Source organism: Dethiosulfovibrio peptidovorans (genome assembly GCA_002748665.1).
Lineage (GTDB): Bacteria > Synergistota > Synergistia > Synergistales > Dethiosulfovibrionaceae > Dethiosulfovibrio > Dethiosulfovibrio peptidovorans_A.
Genome location: PDTB01000016.1, coordinates 1 through 15,696 on the forward strand (window position 1 = coordinate 1; position 15,696 = coordinate 15,696).

Consider the following 15,696-nt stretch of genomic DNA (forward strand, 5'->3'; position numbering starts at 1 on the left):
ATATCCGCGCTCACCGTGCCGGCATCTCTGGCGGGACTCCCCTCTCCTATCGCCATGGTCCATGTGGGGCCGCCGTTATCAGCCAGAGGGCTCAACAGGGGATCTGATGAGATAACATGTATATCTGGAGATGAGATGTCCTCCACCACGGAGTAGGTCACTGCAGGTGTACTCGTACCCCCATTATAAAAATCTCCACTCACGTTATCCCAGAAGATGCAATTGGTCACGATCGGGTCGCTGTTGCGGTTGCACATCCCGCCACCCCAAGTTGCCCCGTTCCCAGAGAAGGTGCAGTTCGTCACTGTGGGGTTACTGCTGTCGTAGTTACGCATCCCACCGCCCTTTTGTACTGCTGTATTCCCCGAAAAGGTACAGTTGACCAGTGCAGGACAGCTGTTGTCGTTGTTGAAGATCCCAGCACCAAACTCTGCCTCGTTCCCCGAGAAGGTACAGTTCGTCACTGTAGGACAACTCTCCCAGTTGCGCATCCCGCCGGCCACATGTGCCTTATTCCCCGAGAAGGTACAGTTCGTCACTGTGGGACTACTTGCGTTATTGCACATCCCGCCTGCCTCATGTGCCTTATTCCCCGAGAAGGTACAATTCCTCACGAGAGGGTTGCTGACAAAGTTGTGCATCCCAGCGCCATTAATGTCAGCAGAGCCTGCACAGATAGTAAACCCGTCCAGAATCGCCGTGTTGTCACAACGATAGGATCTCACCACGCGGAGGCTGTTCGTTCCCACGATATTATCCGCCGACACAGTTACTCCGTTCACCTTATTGGCATCGTTATTGTCGATGTCTCCCGTGAGGACCGTGACGTTAGCTGATACGTCCCGCTCTCCCAGGGTTGTCTCGCCTCCTGCGAACCCCCCGTAGAGCGCCACGTTGTTCGACAACACGAAGGAGTCGGTGTTACTGCTCCCGGGACGGTAGACGCCCGCCTTCACCCAGAACTCCACCTCGCCACTCGCAGGGGTGACGGCTCTCAGAGCATCACGAAACTGAGGTTCGTCCAAAGCTGCAGCCCAGCTCGAACCATCACCGCCAACGCTTGTAGCGTCGACACGCAGGATCGTCGCCGCCCAGGCGCAGCTCGTCAGAAGCGTCATAAAGACGACCAGCGTCCCCGCTGCCGCCCATCTTCGTGCACATCTGTTCTCACACATATGGACCTCTCCTTTCGAGTTCTACCCCAAAATATACAGTTGATACGACATACAACAAGCAATATATTTCAGTATAGCACCAATAATTTAGTATGACATCTTTTCTGTAGTCAAGCATCAAACAAGGAAGGACAGGAGGGGAGACACCGAGTAAGGCGATAAGGAGAGAGAGGCATGATGGAGATCAGGATGGCCATACGGAATAGAAGCACTCATGACCGACCTCCCGTTCTCGACGTTCGTATTGCCGGAACATGGGCCTCTCCGATCTTTCCAATGGAACCGCTAGGATGATGGTCTGTTCCCCGGAGAAAGAGAGCAATAAGATCCGAGGTCTACGTACAGAGTCAACTACGAGATGGGAATGAAAATAATCAAAAGGCACCTGGGCACAAAACGACCCAGGAGCCTCTTTTAAAAAACCTATAGAGAGAACGAACTTAATGACAGGAAGTACACCCCTCACAGCCCGACTCTGCCGGAGCCAGCACGGCCGACGTGACAACCAGATTGACCATCCAGAGGAAGCCCTTGAGGTCGATGCTCACCGTCTTGTCGACAAAATCCATCGCATCTGGCACCCAAACAGTCACATCGCCGTCCTTCAGCTGTTGATAATTGTCCGTGGACGCAGGAGATCCGCTCTTCACGAGAACGGCCTGACGGGCTCCTCAGCCAATACCCAGAGTCCCCTCAAAAACGGTAACTTCAGGACCAATCTCGACGATTCGCTCCTTTGCTCTCTCTGTAATATCGAGCCTTAATTCTTTCATAAAAATCGCACCTCCAGGATCTCTTTTATAGAAGCATACCACATGAGGGTATAACTCACAATCAGTCATTTTGCCTACAGGGGATCTCTAAAAATTCAGAAACTCGCCTCATGTCCTTTCGACGGAGCTCATTCGAGATTCGTATTTTTTTGACCTGCCGTCATGAAGTATCGACTAGGGCGAGGCGGACGTCCTCCCAGGCCGGGAGGACACAGGAGGTGCCCTGCATCATAAAAGCCCATTGTTTATGGATGAAGCGGCAACAAGGCCTCCATGTCGTCAGGGATCGGGGCAAGTACCCTTATCCCCGACACCTCAGAAAGGTTTCCCACCAGCCCATAGGGGAATCGAATTGATCGGGCATGAAGCATGGGACGATGAATTTTCCTCGTCCGATTGACCGGAGCTCCTCCGTATTTTCGATCCCCCAAAACAGGAAAGCCCAGATGCGCCATGTGAACCCGGATCTGATGAGGCCGTCCTGTGAGCAGACTGATCTGACACAGAGCCACCCCACCCCCCACTGCCAAGCAGCGGTAGAGGGTTACCGCTGGCTGGCCGTCGGGATGGACCGAGACGACGTTGGTTCTCTCGTCCTTACGGAGGGGGGCATCGATTCGTCCTTCCCTGGGCGGGGAGCCCTGAACGAGCACCCAGTAGATCTTCTCTACGGTTCTCCGAGCCCAGAGATCGCTTAACTCCCGGAGAGCTCGTCCCGAGAGGGCCAGCACCATGACTCCGGACGTATTCCTGTCGAGACGATGGACAGCCTGAGGAGAAAAATCTCCTCCCTGTACCCAAGCCCGACTCACCACCGAGTCACCGCCCTTCCGATCCGGCTGGCTGAGCAATCCCGCCGGCTTATTCACAACCCAGACCGAAGAGTCTCTATACAAGGTTTCCAGATCTCTCCGAACCCCACGAGACAATCGTTCCTGCGGAGCCTCCCAAGGGACGACGACCTCTTGCCCCTCTCTAATGCGTTGGTCGTATCGTCCTCGTCCGCCGTCCACCCGGATTTGTTTTTTTCGAAAACCTTTCATCATGGCCCCTAAGGGCAGTTCGGGCCACCGAGCCCTGATAACCTTGTCCAGACGTCGGCCATCGTCGTGGGGACCTACGATAAAACGATCCATAACGACTCACTCCTCAGGATCAGGCCGCCACTTCCAGTACCGGCGCTGGGTTGGATAGTGAATATCCGAGATGGCGTCCTCAATCGCCTCGAAACCGCCTCTCAGCTGGGAGACAGCGTCCCCCCAGCAAAAGAGCTTAAAGTCCAGTTCGTCGGCTGCTGAGACAACCAGAGCTTCAGGCGTCCCCGGGAGCACGGGCGAACCGTATTCCTTATGTCCATGATGGCTTAAAATCACATGTCCTAAGGCTGTTCGCAGCACCTCATCAAGCCCAAAGGACTGGGCGAGGCTTTCAAACCGAACGTAGCCCAAGGCCACGTGGTCGATGACCGTTCCCTGAACGGTCATGCCAGGGCCTGGGTTGAGGATATACGAGTCCAGCTTGCCTAAATCGTGAAGAAGTGCTCCAGCGATGACCAGGGAGACATCGGGAGCCCTGAAGCCATGAATAGCCTGAGCCATGGACAAAGCCAGCTCGGTCACCGATATCGAGTGCTCCAGAAGACCGTGAACATACGCATGATGGTGAGCTACCGCAGCGGGCATAACTCTGTATCGGTCCCATATTTCGCCATCCTTGGCAAAGACGAATCGGAGAAAATCCCCTACAGGTCCAGAGCATCGGTTCACTAGTGCGTCAAAGCGAACCTCCAGATCATCGACGGCCACCGGTGCCGTTTGGACGAAGGACTCAGGTCTGTATTCCTCCCTCTTCTGATCGACGAGGAACACCTGGTTAAAGTTATACTGGTTCTTCCCCCGAAACTCACTGACCTGACCGGTGACACCCACTGTCGTCCCCTTGAGGTTCGTCACCAGGGACGAGGATGACGGATCGTCCAGCTGCGACCGGACACCCTCCCGATAGTCCCACCACTGAGAGTTTCCCCAGACCTTGGCGTCCATGGCCCCGCTACGATCCATAAGAGACATGGTCCAGTAGCTTTTGCCGTTTTTGTCCTTCTTCTCCCGTATATCCAGAACGACTCCCACGACGGAGAACTTCTCCCCCACAGGCAGCACCTTGATCTCGTCCACGACCTTCCTGTTCTCGGCCACACGATCCCCTCCCTTAGCCCCGATTCAACGCTTGAGTATAATCCATGGAAAGGAAAAATGCTAATAGACGACTGTTTTTCTATGATACAATCTATACACTAAAGTTTATAAACGAAAGAGGGAGAGCACATGCTCGTCGTGACCGAGGGACATAAAGAGGATTTTGGGCGGGGCATAGTCAGGATGACCCAATGGGACATGGAGCATCTCGGATTTGACGACGGACAGATCGTCGAGATCAAAGGCAGCCGACGCACCCCGGTCCGGCTCCTCCGTTCGATCAAGGATACCGACAGAAACGGATTTCTTGCCATGGATAGTATAACTCGTGGAAACGCCGGGGCCGTCCTGAAGGAGAGAATCTCGATCCACAAGGTGACGGTGGATTTTGCCGTAGAGCTTACAATTCGACCGATAACGTCCATCCACTGTTTGGAGAAGGACCTTGACCCCCGAACTCTCGGCGATAAGCTCTGCGGATTGCCTCTGATCAAGGGTGACCGGGTTCGACTTCCCCTGAGTGGTAGTCGGGACCTGGATTTTCAGATTATCTCCACGACTCCTGGCGGATCGGTGATGGTCTCTCCGGCCACAGAACTCTCGGTGGAAGAGCCAACAGTAAAAGGGCATGCCCAAAGGATCTCGTACAGAGATGTTGGCGGTCTCTCCCGTCAACTCCAGCGGATACGGGAGATGATCGAGCTTCCCCTCCGTTTTCCTCAGGCATTTCTCCGCCTGGGCGTGGAACCCCCCAAGGGCGTATTGCTCTACGGCCCTCCCGGTACGGGAAAGACCGTGATCGCAAAGGCCGTAGCCCATGAGACCGACGCATGGTTCACCCATATCTCCGGGCCGGAGATCATCGGAAAGTATTACGGAGAAAGCGAGCAACGGCTTAGAGACGTTTTTGACGAGGCCAAGGCCCACGCACCGGCTATCATCTTCATCGACGAGATCGACGCTATCGCCCCCAAACGGGAGGAAATGGGCAGCGAGAAGCAGGTTGAACGCCGGGTTGTGGCTCAGCTCTTGGCCCTGATGGACGGGCTCAGAGGCCGAGGTCAGATCGTTGTGATCGCCGCCACCAACCTGCCTAACACCCTGGATCCAGCCCTGAGACGGCCTGGACGGTTTGACCGGGAAATCGCCATCTCTATCCCGGATCGGCAGGGCCGGGAGGAAATTCTCCAGATCCACACCAAGGGGATGCCCCTGGCCCGAGATGTCGACTTGTCCCGGATTGCCGAGGTAACACGTGGATTCGTCGGGGCCGATCTGGAGGCCCTTGCAAAGGAGGCCGCCATGGCGGCACTCCGGGGAATCATGTCGTCGATGGACTTCGAGGACGCTCAGGTACCATCGGATCGTCTCCGAACCATGGAGATTGCCATGAAGGATTTTTCCACAGCTTTCCGAGAGGTGGAACCTTCGGCCATCCGAGAGGTTTTCATCGAGCGTCCGACGGTATCCTGGCAAGACGTAGGTGGTCTGTCCGAGATCATCGCAGAGTTAAAAGAGGCCGTCCAGTGGCCTATGGAACACGGCGATGTCTTTCGTCAATTTCGGGTGACGCCTCCCAAGGGAATCATTCTGCACGGCCATCCCGGATCGGGTAAGACCCTCCTGGTCAAGGCTCTCGCTCAGGAAAGCAGGGCAAACTACATCGCCGTACAGACGCCCTCTCTTATGTCCCGGTACGTCGGTGAGAGTGAGCGAGCCATACGGAACGTCTTTCGAAAAGCCAAACAGGCAGCCCCAATTCTCCTGTGTTTCGATAAAATTGAAACCTTGTTGCCGCTTCGGGAACAGAACTCAGAGGTGGAAGCCCAATTCACGGAGCGAGTGCTTGCTCAGTTTCTCTCCGAGATGAGCGCCTTGAAGGATATGGATGGAATCGTGGTTTTTGGGGCCACAGATCGCATCGACCAGGTAGACCCAGCGCTCCTGAGCTCCGGCCGATTCGAACTGGTACTCGAACTCCCCTTACCAAGCCACGACGGCCGAAAGGCCATCATGGAGATCCATCTGAGGGAGAAACCCCTCTCTGAGGACGTCTCCATGGAAGAGCTGGCAAAGGAGACTGAAGGAGCCTCTGGAGGCGAACTCGCCACCTTGTGCCGCCTCGCCTCATACGAGGCCGTCCGGGAATACATCCGCCGGGGCAAGACCGGCGATCCCCTGGTGGAGCAACGCCATTTTGAAACGATCCTAAAGCGTCACAAAAAAACACACGAGAGCAGAAGCACAACATAAAAAGGCCTACTCGGGCTGTCCCTTCAACTGGGTGATGATGTCCAGACCTCGCTGGATCTGGTGTCCCACCTGTTTGAACCCCGTTCCGCCCAGGGTCTCTCGTCGAAGCACCGCCGCTTGAACGTCGACCAAAGGCAGGAGGTCCTCCGTAGCATCACGGCCCAGAAAGGCCTGAAAATCTCCCAGGGACAGGTCAAAGAGACTCCGCCCCTCTCTGAGGCACCACCCCACCAGGGCACCGACCCTCTGATGGGCCTCTCGAAAGGGAACACCCTTGACCACCAGGTACTCGGCCACATCGGTAGCCAGAACAAAGCCGTCGGAAAAGCTCTCAACCGCCCGATCAGCGTCCACCTGGACGGCACGAATCAGGTCGGGCAACACGTCCAGGACCAGGAGGATGACATCAAAGGCCGAGAACAGACCTCGCTTATCCTCCTGAAGATCCCGATTGTACGTCATGGGCAATCCTTTCAGGGTGACCAGAAAATCCACCAGATGACCGACCATCTGACCGGTCCGCCCCCGGACAAGCTCAAGAACATCGGGGTTTTTCTTCTGGGGCATCATGCTGGACCCCGTGCAGAAACAATCGGGGAGAAGCACCCACCCGAACTCGGCACTGGCGTAGAGGATCAGGTCCTCGGCCAGTCGGCTGCAGTGAACCGAGAACATTGCGGCAAAGGCAAGAACATCGAAAATGTAGTCCCTCTGCCCCACAGCGTCCATGCTGTTCTGAGCCGGCGTCTTAAACCCCAGAGCCTGAGCCGTATAGTCCCGATCAAGGGGCAGGGTGGAGCCAGCCAGAGCCCCACAGCCCAGAGGACACTCGTCAGAGGCCTCCAAGGCGAACTCCAGCCGCCTCGCGTCCCGACTGAAGGCCTCAAAGTGAGCCATCCAGAAATGTCCCATGCTCACCGGCTGGGCCTGCTGAAGATGTGTGTAGCCCGGAACGATGACTTCCTGATGAACCTCAGCGCGATCAACCAGGGCCTCCAGGAGACGGATAAGACCAACCCGCACATGAGCCAGCATGTCCTTCACGTAGAGCCTCATCGTAGTCCCCACCTGGTCGTTCCGGCTCCGTCCGGTGTGGAGACGGGCACCAGCAGCGCCGATTTTCTCGGTCAGCCGATGTTCAATATTCATGTGCACGTCCTCGAGCCCCTCATGCGGGACGAATTCTCCCCGGTCAAGCTCGTCCATGATATCCTGAAAACCCCTTCGTATGGCTGAGAGGTCATCGTCGGAAATGAGGCCCTGTCGATTCAGCATCTCAGCATGGACCAGGCTTCCCCGTATATCCCACGAAGCCAGACGCCAATCGAGATCCAAGGACTGGGAAAAACGCTGAACCTTTCCGTCGGTCTCCTGGGTAAAACGGCCTTTCCACATAGCAGCTTTCTCCTCTCGTCATGAATAAACACCGGAAGGATCCCGGACTCCCCTTAGTGCGCAGATATCATCGGACGGGAGACTTTCAACAGGGAATTTTTATGGACGGTGAGTCGGCGTTTTTTTGAGCGTGGAGCTGCTGCCATGTTTTCAGGGGCAATCCCCAAACCTTGATGAACCCCACAGCCGACGAGTGGTCAAACCCATCGTCCTCCGAATAGGTGGCCAGATCGTGACTGTAAACCGACCAGTCGGACCTGAGCCCCTCCACCGTGGCCAGCCCCTTGAACAGTTTAACCCGAACGACTCCGCTCACGGTTTTCTGGGTCGTCTCGACAAAGGCATCGATAGCCTCTCTGAGGGGGGAGAACCAATAGCCAGTGTACACCAATTCGGAAAAAGTCGTCTCAAGCCATCTCTTGACAGCTAGGAGGTCTTTTGGCAACGTCATGGATTCCAGAGCCCGATGGGCCCTGATCAGGGTCACAGCTGCGGGGCACTCGTAGACCTCCCGGCTTTTAAAGCCAACCAGGCGGTCCTCTATCATGTCAATACGTCCCACTCCGTGAGCTCCGGCCATGGATCGAAGGGCCAGGATCAAGGAGGGCCCGTCCATGGGCACTCCATCAAGGGAGACGGGGATTCCCTTCTCAAAACATATCTCGACGACGGTAGGCTCATCGGGGGCATTCTCCTGAGAGACGGATATCTGGAAGGCCTCTTCAGGACAGGTTGCCCAGGGATCCTCAAGAGCTCCACACTCGATGGCCCGCCCCCACAGGTTTTCGTCGATGCTGTAGGGAGACTGGACCGATGCCCCGACGGGGATGTCATGCTCTTTGGCATACTCGATCTCAGCTTCCCGACTGAAATGCCAGTCTCGAACGGGAGCGATCACGTCCAACTCGGGATTCAGGGCCCCAATCGCCACCTCAAACCGGACCTGATCCTGCCCCTTGCCGGTACACCCGTGAGCCACAGCGACAGCCCCTTCGTTCCGCGCCACCCACGCGAGTTGCTGGGCGATCAGAGGACGGGATAAGGCGGAGCTCAGGGGGTAGGTCCCCTGGTACATACCGTTGGCCTTTAAAGAGGGCCATACGAAGTCCTGAACAAACTGTTTTTTCAGGTCCATGACGTAGGCTGCGACGGCCCCTGTCTGTAAGGCCTTCGCCTTCTTTTCCCTCAGATCAACGGACTGACCCACGTCAGCCGTGAGGGTCACCACATCGTACCCACGCTCCATAAGCCAACACACCGCCACAGACGTGTCCAACCCTCCGCTATATGCCAAAACGACCTTTCCCTTTTTCTCCATAACTGGCCTCCAGACATGAACCTATTTTTTTCTTTTATCAGGTTCATAAACTTTAGTTGCCTAAGTATAGTCCCTTCTCAAATTCTGTCAAGCATGAAGCCAAGCCCTGTCGTTGCCCATTGATACCGTCCACATCGAGTATAACAGTGACAGAGAGGAAACGCCTCATACGGTGATTTCTGAGCCTGAGACTCACCGACAGTCGTCCTTAACTCCCCCATATCACGGTCAAAGAGAGAGTGCGAACTACATGAAAGAACTACTGAACGACGAAATAGCAGCCAAGCATCAGAGCACGTTGTCAGAAGCACCAACCCCAGGGACTGCATCCACCGTCTCCTGGCCCGATCCAAGAGTTCGTCCATACGACCATAGGTTTCATAAGCTGCCCCGACGGAGAGGAAGATTCTATCATTTGTTTACTTTAAAAAAGCAACGATAACCTTTCTCTTCCACAGATAGTCTCCACTAAACACGCCGTCCACAGTTCGATTTATCCTCTGCTCGAAAACATCGTTGACAAAAAGAAAAAATGGAGCAAGATATAATTATTATATGTAAATTTATTATTTTATCGAAGGAGAGCAGTCCCCTATGTCAATACGGAAAAAACTCAGTCTGATAACAGTCATAGTGATCGTAATCATCGTAGTGATGACCAGATGACCACCACAACCCACCTTCGAACAAACGCTATAACGTATTGTCTCCTCCGCGATGCGGGAACCGAGATCGCAGTGAAAACGGGAAAAGAAATAACAATGTACTTCAAAAACATCGCTGATATTACGTCTACGGCGGCAACAGCTTTCTCCTTTGGGCTCCAATCTTGCAATATGAACGAGGATGAGCTGGAAGAGATCGCTGTCGAACTTACCAAGTCAAACACACAAAACGGGTTCGATAGCCTCTATTTTGCGTTTCAGTCAACTGGGCACCTGTCCGTTGGAAACAGATGGCAGGAACCCGATGACTACGACACTCGAAACCACCCTTGGTATAAAAAAGCCGCCCAAAGCGACAGCAAACTCATGTTTTCTGAACCATACATAGACGCTCAATCGGGAGAACTCACCATCACGGCTGCCAAGGCCATTCATAACGAAAAAGGCAACCTTTTAGGCGTAACAGCCGGTTATGTTTTTATTTCAAAGCTCAATGAGATCGTACAAATATTAAAATATTTGGAGAAGATGTGGGTATTTTATTTAAAAAAGATGGAGTAGCCGCATCCTCTGGATAAAAAGAGGGCAAACATGAAGCTTAATCTCTTTACCAGTTCCAGATTTCCCAACAAACTCAAAATGGCTTTGCGAGAGTCCTTTGAAGGCCAAGCCAGATACAATGAGTTCCCAATCGATGGGGCAAAGCAAATGGTGTTTTTTTGTTCCCATTGGCGATGGATATTCTTTGGGTATTATCTTCCCGTTGTCTGTTATCGACAATTTAATTTGAAATCTTACAATATTTCTTCTGATCATCGCCTCAGTAGCTCTCATAATCTGTGGATTTTTAATATGGACCATCACCAGAGGGCTGCCCCGAAACATATCTGAAATGAAGGTTGTCAGCACAATGCTCGGACAAGGAGATCTCACCGTCCGATTTGACGAATCGGGCAAAGATGAGTTATCCCATATCTCCAAGCACCTTAACAACATGATTGCCTCCGTAGCGAACGTGATTCGGAAAATTCGCCACGAGAGCGACACCACCAGTACTCAGGCCGAGGCTTTGAGTACTTTATCGACAGAAACTCTGACATCCATGGAGGATGTCAACAGCTCGATTTCAAAAGTAACAGAGGCAATCGCCAGTGCCTCGGTAACTGTAGAGGAGACCAACGCATCGGTTGAAGAATTTGCCGCCAACGCTCAGAGCACGGCCAAGAATGCGGCAAACGGAGCCGAACAGGCATCGTATGTGTCCTCCATTTCTCAAGAAACAGTAACTGAGGTGGAGAGCACCCTGAAAAAAGTGAGAGAAGCCCAGGACACGGCGACCACCAGTATTCACAACATGCAGAAGCTGGGACAAGCAGTGAACGCAATCTCCTCCTTTATGGATACCATAACCTCCATCGCCGACCAGACAAATTTACTGGCTCTGAATGCCGCCATTCAGGCAGCCCGTGCTGGCGATGCCGATCGAGGCTTCGCCGTCGTTGCCGAGGAGGTTCGAAAGCTTGCGGAAGAGTCAGCTCAGTCCGCACAAGAGGTATCCAAGCGCATGATCGATCTGAAAAGTCAGTCATCTCAGGCTGTCACAGCGACAGAAAACACAGAAAAACTATTAGTTGAGACGGCAAACGCGACTCAAGACAAGTTCCAGCACACGATGGAGGCCATGTCTCTCCTCAACAAGGCGATCCAAAACATCGCAGCGCCCTCTCAGGAAGAGGCAATATCTTCGGAGGAGATCACCACAGCGATACAGAACATGACCAACGCCAACCACGAGGTGCTGATGTCCAACGAAGCTATTGAGGCAGCCTCTCAAGGAACATCTCATGTGGCAGAGTCCATAGCCCAGGAGGCTCAGACTGTCGCCACCAGTTCCGATGCTCTTCGGAGTCTCGTGAGAACCTTTACTTTAGACAAAGAGTGGCTCGCAAAGACCGATCAGCTCACGCCCTAAACAACGCCTTAACAAAGCTAAACTTCATAAAATGAACTTTCATCAACAACATAAGGAGCCGCCCCAGAGGAGGGACGGCCCCTTATGCAAAACTCCGAAAAAACGCTTCAGGCCACGGACGCCCTGTATATCTCATCGATGGACCGCGCGAGCATCTCGTTGAACTCCTGATCGCTTTGAGATGCGAGGAGCCCCTCCGAGAGAGCCCGTGAGAAGCTGGCGATAAGCCCGGGATTTTCAGCCAATAAGCGATTGGCCTCCTCCCGACTGTAGCCTCCTGAAAGAGCCACCACCCGCATTACCCTGGGATGAGCGATGATATCCGAGTAGAACCCAGACACCGAGGGGATGGACAACTTGAGCATAACCCAAACTCCCTCAGGGAGCCGATCCAGATGAGATGCGATCTCGGCCTTGAGGAGATCCTCGGAACGGGCTTTGTCGGAACTGTGAATGTCGACCTCGGGTTCAATGATAGGCACCAAGCCACTACGAGCGATCCTGATACCGTACTCGAACTGCTGATCCACCACTGCCTTGATTCCCTGAGGCTGAGCCTCCTTGATGACGGAACGCATCTTGGTACCGAAAATCCGCCGTTCCCTGGCCCGATCCAGGAGTTCCTCCAGACCGGCTATGGGTTTCATAAGCTGGACCCCGCCGGAGAGGGTATCTAATCCCTTGTCCACCTTGAGGAAAGGGACGATACCCTTTCTCTCCCACAGATAGTTCCCCGTGAGCAGGCCATCCACCGTTCGGTCCATCGTCTGTTCAAACAGGATAGCCCCCAAAATGCGCTCCGACGTAAAAGACGGGCTGGTGACGATCCGGGTGCGCATGGCATGGACCAGATCGAACATTTCCCGATCACCGTCGTACTCAGATTCCCGAATACCGTAGAGAGCGAGGGCCTTGGGGGTACTGCCTCCGCTTTGATCCAGAGCAGCGATAAACCCCTTGCCACTAGACATACGTTCTGCCTGTCTCTCGTTCATGAACATCGCCCCTTTTCTTAAAATACAGGTCTGCGGCCGTCGGGATGACAGGCCACACAGGTCGAACGGTCCTTCATACAGACAGTATAACAGGAGCAAGGGCAGCCGACGAATCCCCGATCAGAGACTTTGGCGAAGCAGGAGCCCCAGACGGCGTATTCCCTCCCTCAGACGATCTTCAGGAACCGCCGAGAAGTTGAGCCTCATGAAGTTCTCGTGCCCCGATTCGGCGAAAAAGGCCCCACCCGGCACGAAGGCAACCTTATGCCGGGTGACAGCCTCGGCAAAGATCTCCCGAGCGTTGACCCCTTCGGGAAGAGACACCCAGGCGAAGAGCCCTCCTAGCGGTGGACGGACCGATGCTTCCTGGGGGAAATGCTCATCCACAGCTTCCAGTAAGGCGTTGAGTCGCTTCTTGTAGACGTCACAGAGACGACGAACATGGGCATCCAGGTCAAACATCTCGTCGTAGGCCACAATTTGAGCTTGATGCAGTGTGGAGGAACAGAGGATATCGTTCTGTTTCATATCCATAAAGGCCATAAGGATATCGGGACAAGCCATCATCCAGGCCACCCTCATTCCGGGACAGAAAATCTTTGAGAAGGACCCCAGAGAGATCACCGTTCCCTTCTCGTCAAAACTCTTGATTGATGGCGGGCAGGCCCCCTCGAAGCGGAGCTCACCGTAGGGATTGTCCTCCACAGCCGGGACGTCGTACTCCCCGACAAGACGGGCAAAGGCCCTACGTCGTTCCACAGACCAATCGATTCCTGTGGGGTTTTGAAAATCAGGGTTAACGTAGACCAGGCGAACTCCTTGAACGTCACGGAGCTTGCGCTCCAGATCCTCCATGACCATGCCATCATCATCGGTCTCTACCTCGATGAAACGGGCTCCGTAAGTCCGAAAAGCCCCCAGAGCTCCCAGATATGTGGGGCTCTCACAAAGCACGACCGATCCTTCGTCGAGGAAGACCTTTCCCGCTATGTCGAGCGCCTGTTGGGAACCGTTGGTAATCAGGATCTGATCCGGCTCCGCAGGGGTCCTGTATTTCTCAGCCATTCTCCTGGCAATCATAGACCGCAATCTGGGATCACCCTGAGACGACGAGTACTGCAGAGCACGCCCTCCTTCGCGATCTATAACCACCGTCGTCGCGGCCTTTACCTCCTCAACGGGAAACAATTCCGGCGCCGGAATTCCTCCGGCCAAGGAGAGAATCTCTGGATCTGACACAGCCTTCAGGATCGCCGCCACATCAGACGAATCGCTCCATGCAACCCTCTGAGAAAACTCCATACACTATCGCCCCTTTCGAAGGACACTCTCGATCCGAGCCCTCCCATTCCAGAATGGAAGCACCGGTCCAAATCGATCGTGTAAAAATTTCAAAAATTATACATGACGTCTTCTCCCCTGTCAAAATACTTAAGGCAGTACGAAACCTCACTGCTGCTCACCACATTCTGGAAGAGGCAAGCTGGCATATCCTGCCCTCCGTAGCCTCTTCTCATCGCTTCCCATACGACCCTGAAATCATTGATACGTTTCATGGTGTTTCCAGGGACTCGATCCTTGGTGTATATTTGTACCACATACCATGAATCATAGAGCCCCAGATGGCGCTCTTGGCGATACGAGGAAGGAGAAACGACATATGGCACAATCTGCGATGAAGCTGGGCAAGGAGAAGATCCAGGTCTCCGTGCCTGACGAAGGTCTTCTGGGAACATTGGAGAGCCGCCCCATACCGGGAGCCGGAAGTGAGGAGGAGGTGATCCGAAGGGCTCTGGAAAACCCGGTGAACAGCCCGAAGCTGAGGGACCTGGTTCGCTCTGGGGAGTCCGTCTGCATAGTGATCTGCGACATCACCCGGGTGTGGCAGCGACCCCACGTCTACCTTCCTCTCCTGTTAAAGGAACTCGAACGAGCAGGGGTGAAAGACGAGGACATCACGTTTCTCAGTGGTACGGGAACGCACAGGGATCAGACATCTGAGGAACACCAGGCCCTTCTGGGGGACCTGTCCAGCCGGTTCTCCGTGGTGGACAATCACTGCGAGGATCGTTCGTCCCTGGTCCATGTGGGTGTCACATCGCTGGGTACACCGGTCGAGATCAACAAAAGAGCCCTGGAATCTGATCACGTGGTGATCACCGGAGCCGTGGTCTACCATTTCATGGCGGGCTGGGGGGGCGGTCGGAAGGCTATTCTGCCGGGTATCGCCGGGCGGGAGACCGTCATGAAAAACCACTCCTTGGCCCTTCTCCCCTCGCCGGGAACGGGACGGAACATGAACTGCCGAAGCGGTAATCTGGAGGGGAACCTGATCCACCAAGACATGATGGAGGCCGCCGCTATGGTAGCCCCATCCTTTGCCCTCAACGTGGTCATCGGATCGGGGACCGGCACCATCGACGCTGCCCTTGCGGGGGACTGGAAGGAGGCCCATCTGGAGGCCACCCAGATCGTGGATCAAGCCGACGGAGTTCCCATTACAGAGAAGGCCGATGTGGTCATCGCATCAGCAGGAGGCTACCCCAAGGACATTAACTTCTATCAGGTTTCCAAAACTATCATGAACGGCTACGAGGCAGTGAAACACGGAGGTGCCCTCATCATCCTGGGAGAGTGCTCCGAAGGCTACGGCAACGGAGAGGTCCAGTTCATGCTGCAGGACTTCCACACCCAGGAGGAACGAGAAGCCGAACTCCGTCGGGAGTTCACCATCGCAAAATACGTAGGATATTTTGTGGGACAGGTTGCCCGGGACACCGATTTTTACCTGGTTTCCCGGATGGATCCCAAGGAACTGGAGGGAACGGGGATCATCCCAATCCAGTCTTTAGAGCAGGCCATGGAGATGATCTCCGCCAAGGGACGGGGACCGACTATCTGGCTCATGCCCACCGGCGCCAGCGTACTGCCAAAAATTTCAGGATAGAGAGATCT

Annotated in this window: 13 protein-coding genes; 5 read left to right on the forward strand and 8 right to left on the reverse strand. The window is 54.4% G+C overall.

Features of this window, described 5'->3' with window-relative positions; genetic code table 11:
* From CSA35_02595 to CSA35_02610, 4 genes are all read right to left on the reverse strand, one after another.
* On the reverse strand, positions 1-1,175 hold a 1,175-nt coding region (locus CSA35_02595), incomplete at its 3' end, for a hypothetical protein (GenBank protein PIE54998.1).
* Positions 1,176-1,615: 440 nt separating this feature from the next.
* Positions 1,616-1,825: a hypothetical protein gene (locus CSA35_02600; GenBank protein PIE54999.1), complete on the reverse strand. Its 210-nt coding sequence runs from the start codon at positions 1,823-1,825 to the stop codon at positions 1,616-1,618.
* A 368-nt stretch (positions 1,826-2,193) separates the two neighbouring features.
* Positions 2,194-3,084: an RNA pseudouridine synthase gene (locus CSA35_02605; protein ID PIE55000.1), complete on the reverse strand. Its 891-nt coding sequence runs from the start codon at positions 3,082-3,084 to the stop codon at positions 2,194-2,196.
* A 6-nt stretch (positions 3,085-3,090) separates the two neighbouring features.
* The gene (locus tag CSA35_02610; protein PIE55001.1) at positions 3,091-4,143 is read right to left on the reverse strand and encodes a phosphohydrolase; all 1,053 of its coding nucleotides are present in this window, start codon (positions 4,141-4,143) and stop codon (positions 3,091-3,093) included.
* Between the two features lie 129 nt (positions 4,144-4,272).
* Between CSA35_02610 and CSA35_02615 the strand changes: the two genes are divergently transcribed.
* Positions 4,273-6,396 carry an AAA family ATPase gene (locus CSA35_02615; protein PIE55002.1) on the forward strand — a complete coding sequence of 708 codons (2,124 nt, stop codon included), beginning with the start codon at positions 4,273-4,275 and terminating at the stop codon, positions 6,394-6,396.
* Positions 6,397-6,402: 6 nt separating this feature from the next.
* On the opposite strand, the gene argH is transcribed toward CSA35_02615, so the two are convergent.
* Both argH and CSA35_02625 read right to left on the reverse strand, forming a co-directional pair.
* Positions 6,403-7,791, reverse strand: coding sequence for an argininosuccinate lyase (argH, locus tag CSA35_02620; protein PIE55003.1), 1,389 nt, complete (start codon positions 7,789-7,791; stop codon positions 6,403-6,405).
* Positions 7,792-7,876: 85 nt separating this feature from the next.
* The gene (locus tag CSA35_02625; GenBank protein ID PIE55004.1) at positions 7,877-9,109 is read right to left on the reverse strand and encodes an argininosuccinate synthase; all 1,233 of its coding nucleotides are present in this window, start codon (positions 9,107-9,109) and stop codon (positions 7,877-7,879) included.
* A gap of 662 nt (positions 9,110-9,771) precedes the next feature.
* Here CSA35_02625 and CSA35_02630 point away from each other — a divergent pair.
* The 3 genes from CSA35_02630 to CSA35_02640 are packed head-to-tail and all read left to right on the forward strand — an operon-like array spanning position 9,772 to position 11,746.
* On the forward strand, positions 9,772-10,335 hold the full coding sequence (locus tag CSA35_02630) for a hypothetical protein (protein PIE55005.1): 564 nt from the start codon (positions 9,772-9,774) through the stop codon (positions 10,333-10,335).
* Positions 10,336-10,365: 30 nt separating this feature from the next.
* The gene (locus CSA35_02635) at positions 10,366-10,665 is read left to right on the forward strand and encodes a hypothetical protein (protein ID PIE55006.1); all 300 of its coding nucleotides are present in this window, start codon (positions 10,366-10,368) and stop codon (positions 10,663-10,665) included.
* A gap of 1 nt (position 10,666) precedes the next feature.
* A complete protein-coding gene (locus CSA35_02640; protein PIE55102.1) occupies positions 10,667-11,746 on the forward strand; it encodes a hypothetical protein in 1,080 nt (359 codons plus the stop codon).
* A 107-nt stretch (positions 11,747-11,853) separates the two neighbouring features.
* Here the strand turns inward: CSA35_02640 and CSA35_02645 are convergent, their stop codons facing one another.
* Both CSA35_02645 and CSA35_02650 read right to left on the reverse strand, forming a co-directional pair.
* Positions 11,854-12,741: a fructose bisphosphate aldolase gene (locus CSA35_02645; protein ID PIE55007.1), complete on the reverse strand. Its 888-nt coding sequence runs from the start codon at positions 12,739-12,741 to the stop codon at positions 11,854-11,856.
* Between the two features lie 120 nt (positions 12,742-12,861).
* On the reverse strand, positions 12,862-14,043 hold the full coding sequence (locus CSA35_02650) for an aminotransferase (GenBank protein ID PIE55008.1): 1,182 nt from the start codon (positions 14,041-14,043) through the stop codon (positions 12,862-12,864).
* Between the two features lie 358 nt (positions 14,044-14,401).
* On the opposite strand from CSA35_02650, the gene CSA35_02655 reads away from it, so the two are divergent.
* Entirely contained in the window at positions 14,402-15,688 is a 1,287-nt protein-coding gene (locus CSA35_02655; GenBank protein ID PIE55009.1) for a hypothetical protein, read from the forward strand.
* Positions 15,689-15,696: the final 8 nt, after the last annotated feature.

Excerpts from the sequence above, each read along its gene's own strand:
- CSA35_02640 (PIE55102.1), top strand. The coding sequence starts at position 10,667 with ATGAAGGTTGTCAGCACAATGCTCGGACAAGGAGATCTCACCGTCCGA.
- CSA35_02650 (PIE55008.1), bottom strand. The coding sequence starts at position 14,043 with ATGGAGTTTTCTCAGAGGGTTGCATGGAGCGATTCGTCTGATGTGGCG.
- CSA35_02635 (PIE55006.1), top strand. The coding sequence starts at position 10,366 with ATGAAGCTTAATCTCTTTACCAGTTCCAGATTTCCCAACAAACTCAAA.
- CSA35_02630 (PIE55005.1), top strand. The coding sequence starts at position 9,772 with ATGACCACCACAACCCACCTTCGAACAAACGCTATAACGTATTGTCTC.
- argH (PIE55003.1), bottom strand. The coding sequence starts at position 7,791 with ATGTGGAAAGGCCGTTTTACCCAGGAGACCGACGGAAAGGTTCAGCGT.
- CSA35_02645 (PIE55007.1), bottom strand. The coding sequence starts at position 12,741 with ATGAACGAGAGACAGGCAGAACGTATGTCTAGTGGCAAGGGGTTTATC.
- CSA35_02625 (PIE55004.1), bottom strand. The coding sequence starts at position 9,109 with ATGGAGAAAAAGGGAAAGGTCGTTTTGGCATATAGCGGAGGGTTGGAC.
- CSA35_02655 (PIE55009.1), top strand. The coding sequence starts at position 14,402 with ATGGCACAATCTGCGATGAAGCTGGGCAAGGAGAAGATCCAGGTCTCC.
- CSA35_02615 (PIE55002.1), top strand. The coding sequence starts at position 4,273 with ATGCTCGTCGTGACCGAGGGACATAAAGAGGATTTTGGGCGGGGCATA.
- CSA35_02605 (PIE55000.1), bottom strand. The coding sequence starts at position 3,084 with ATGGATCGTTTTATCGTAGGTCCCCACGACGATGGCCGACGTCTGGAC.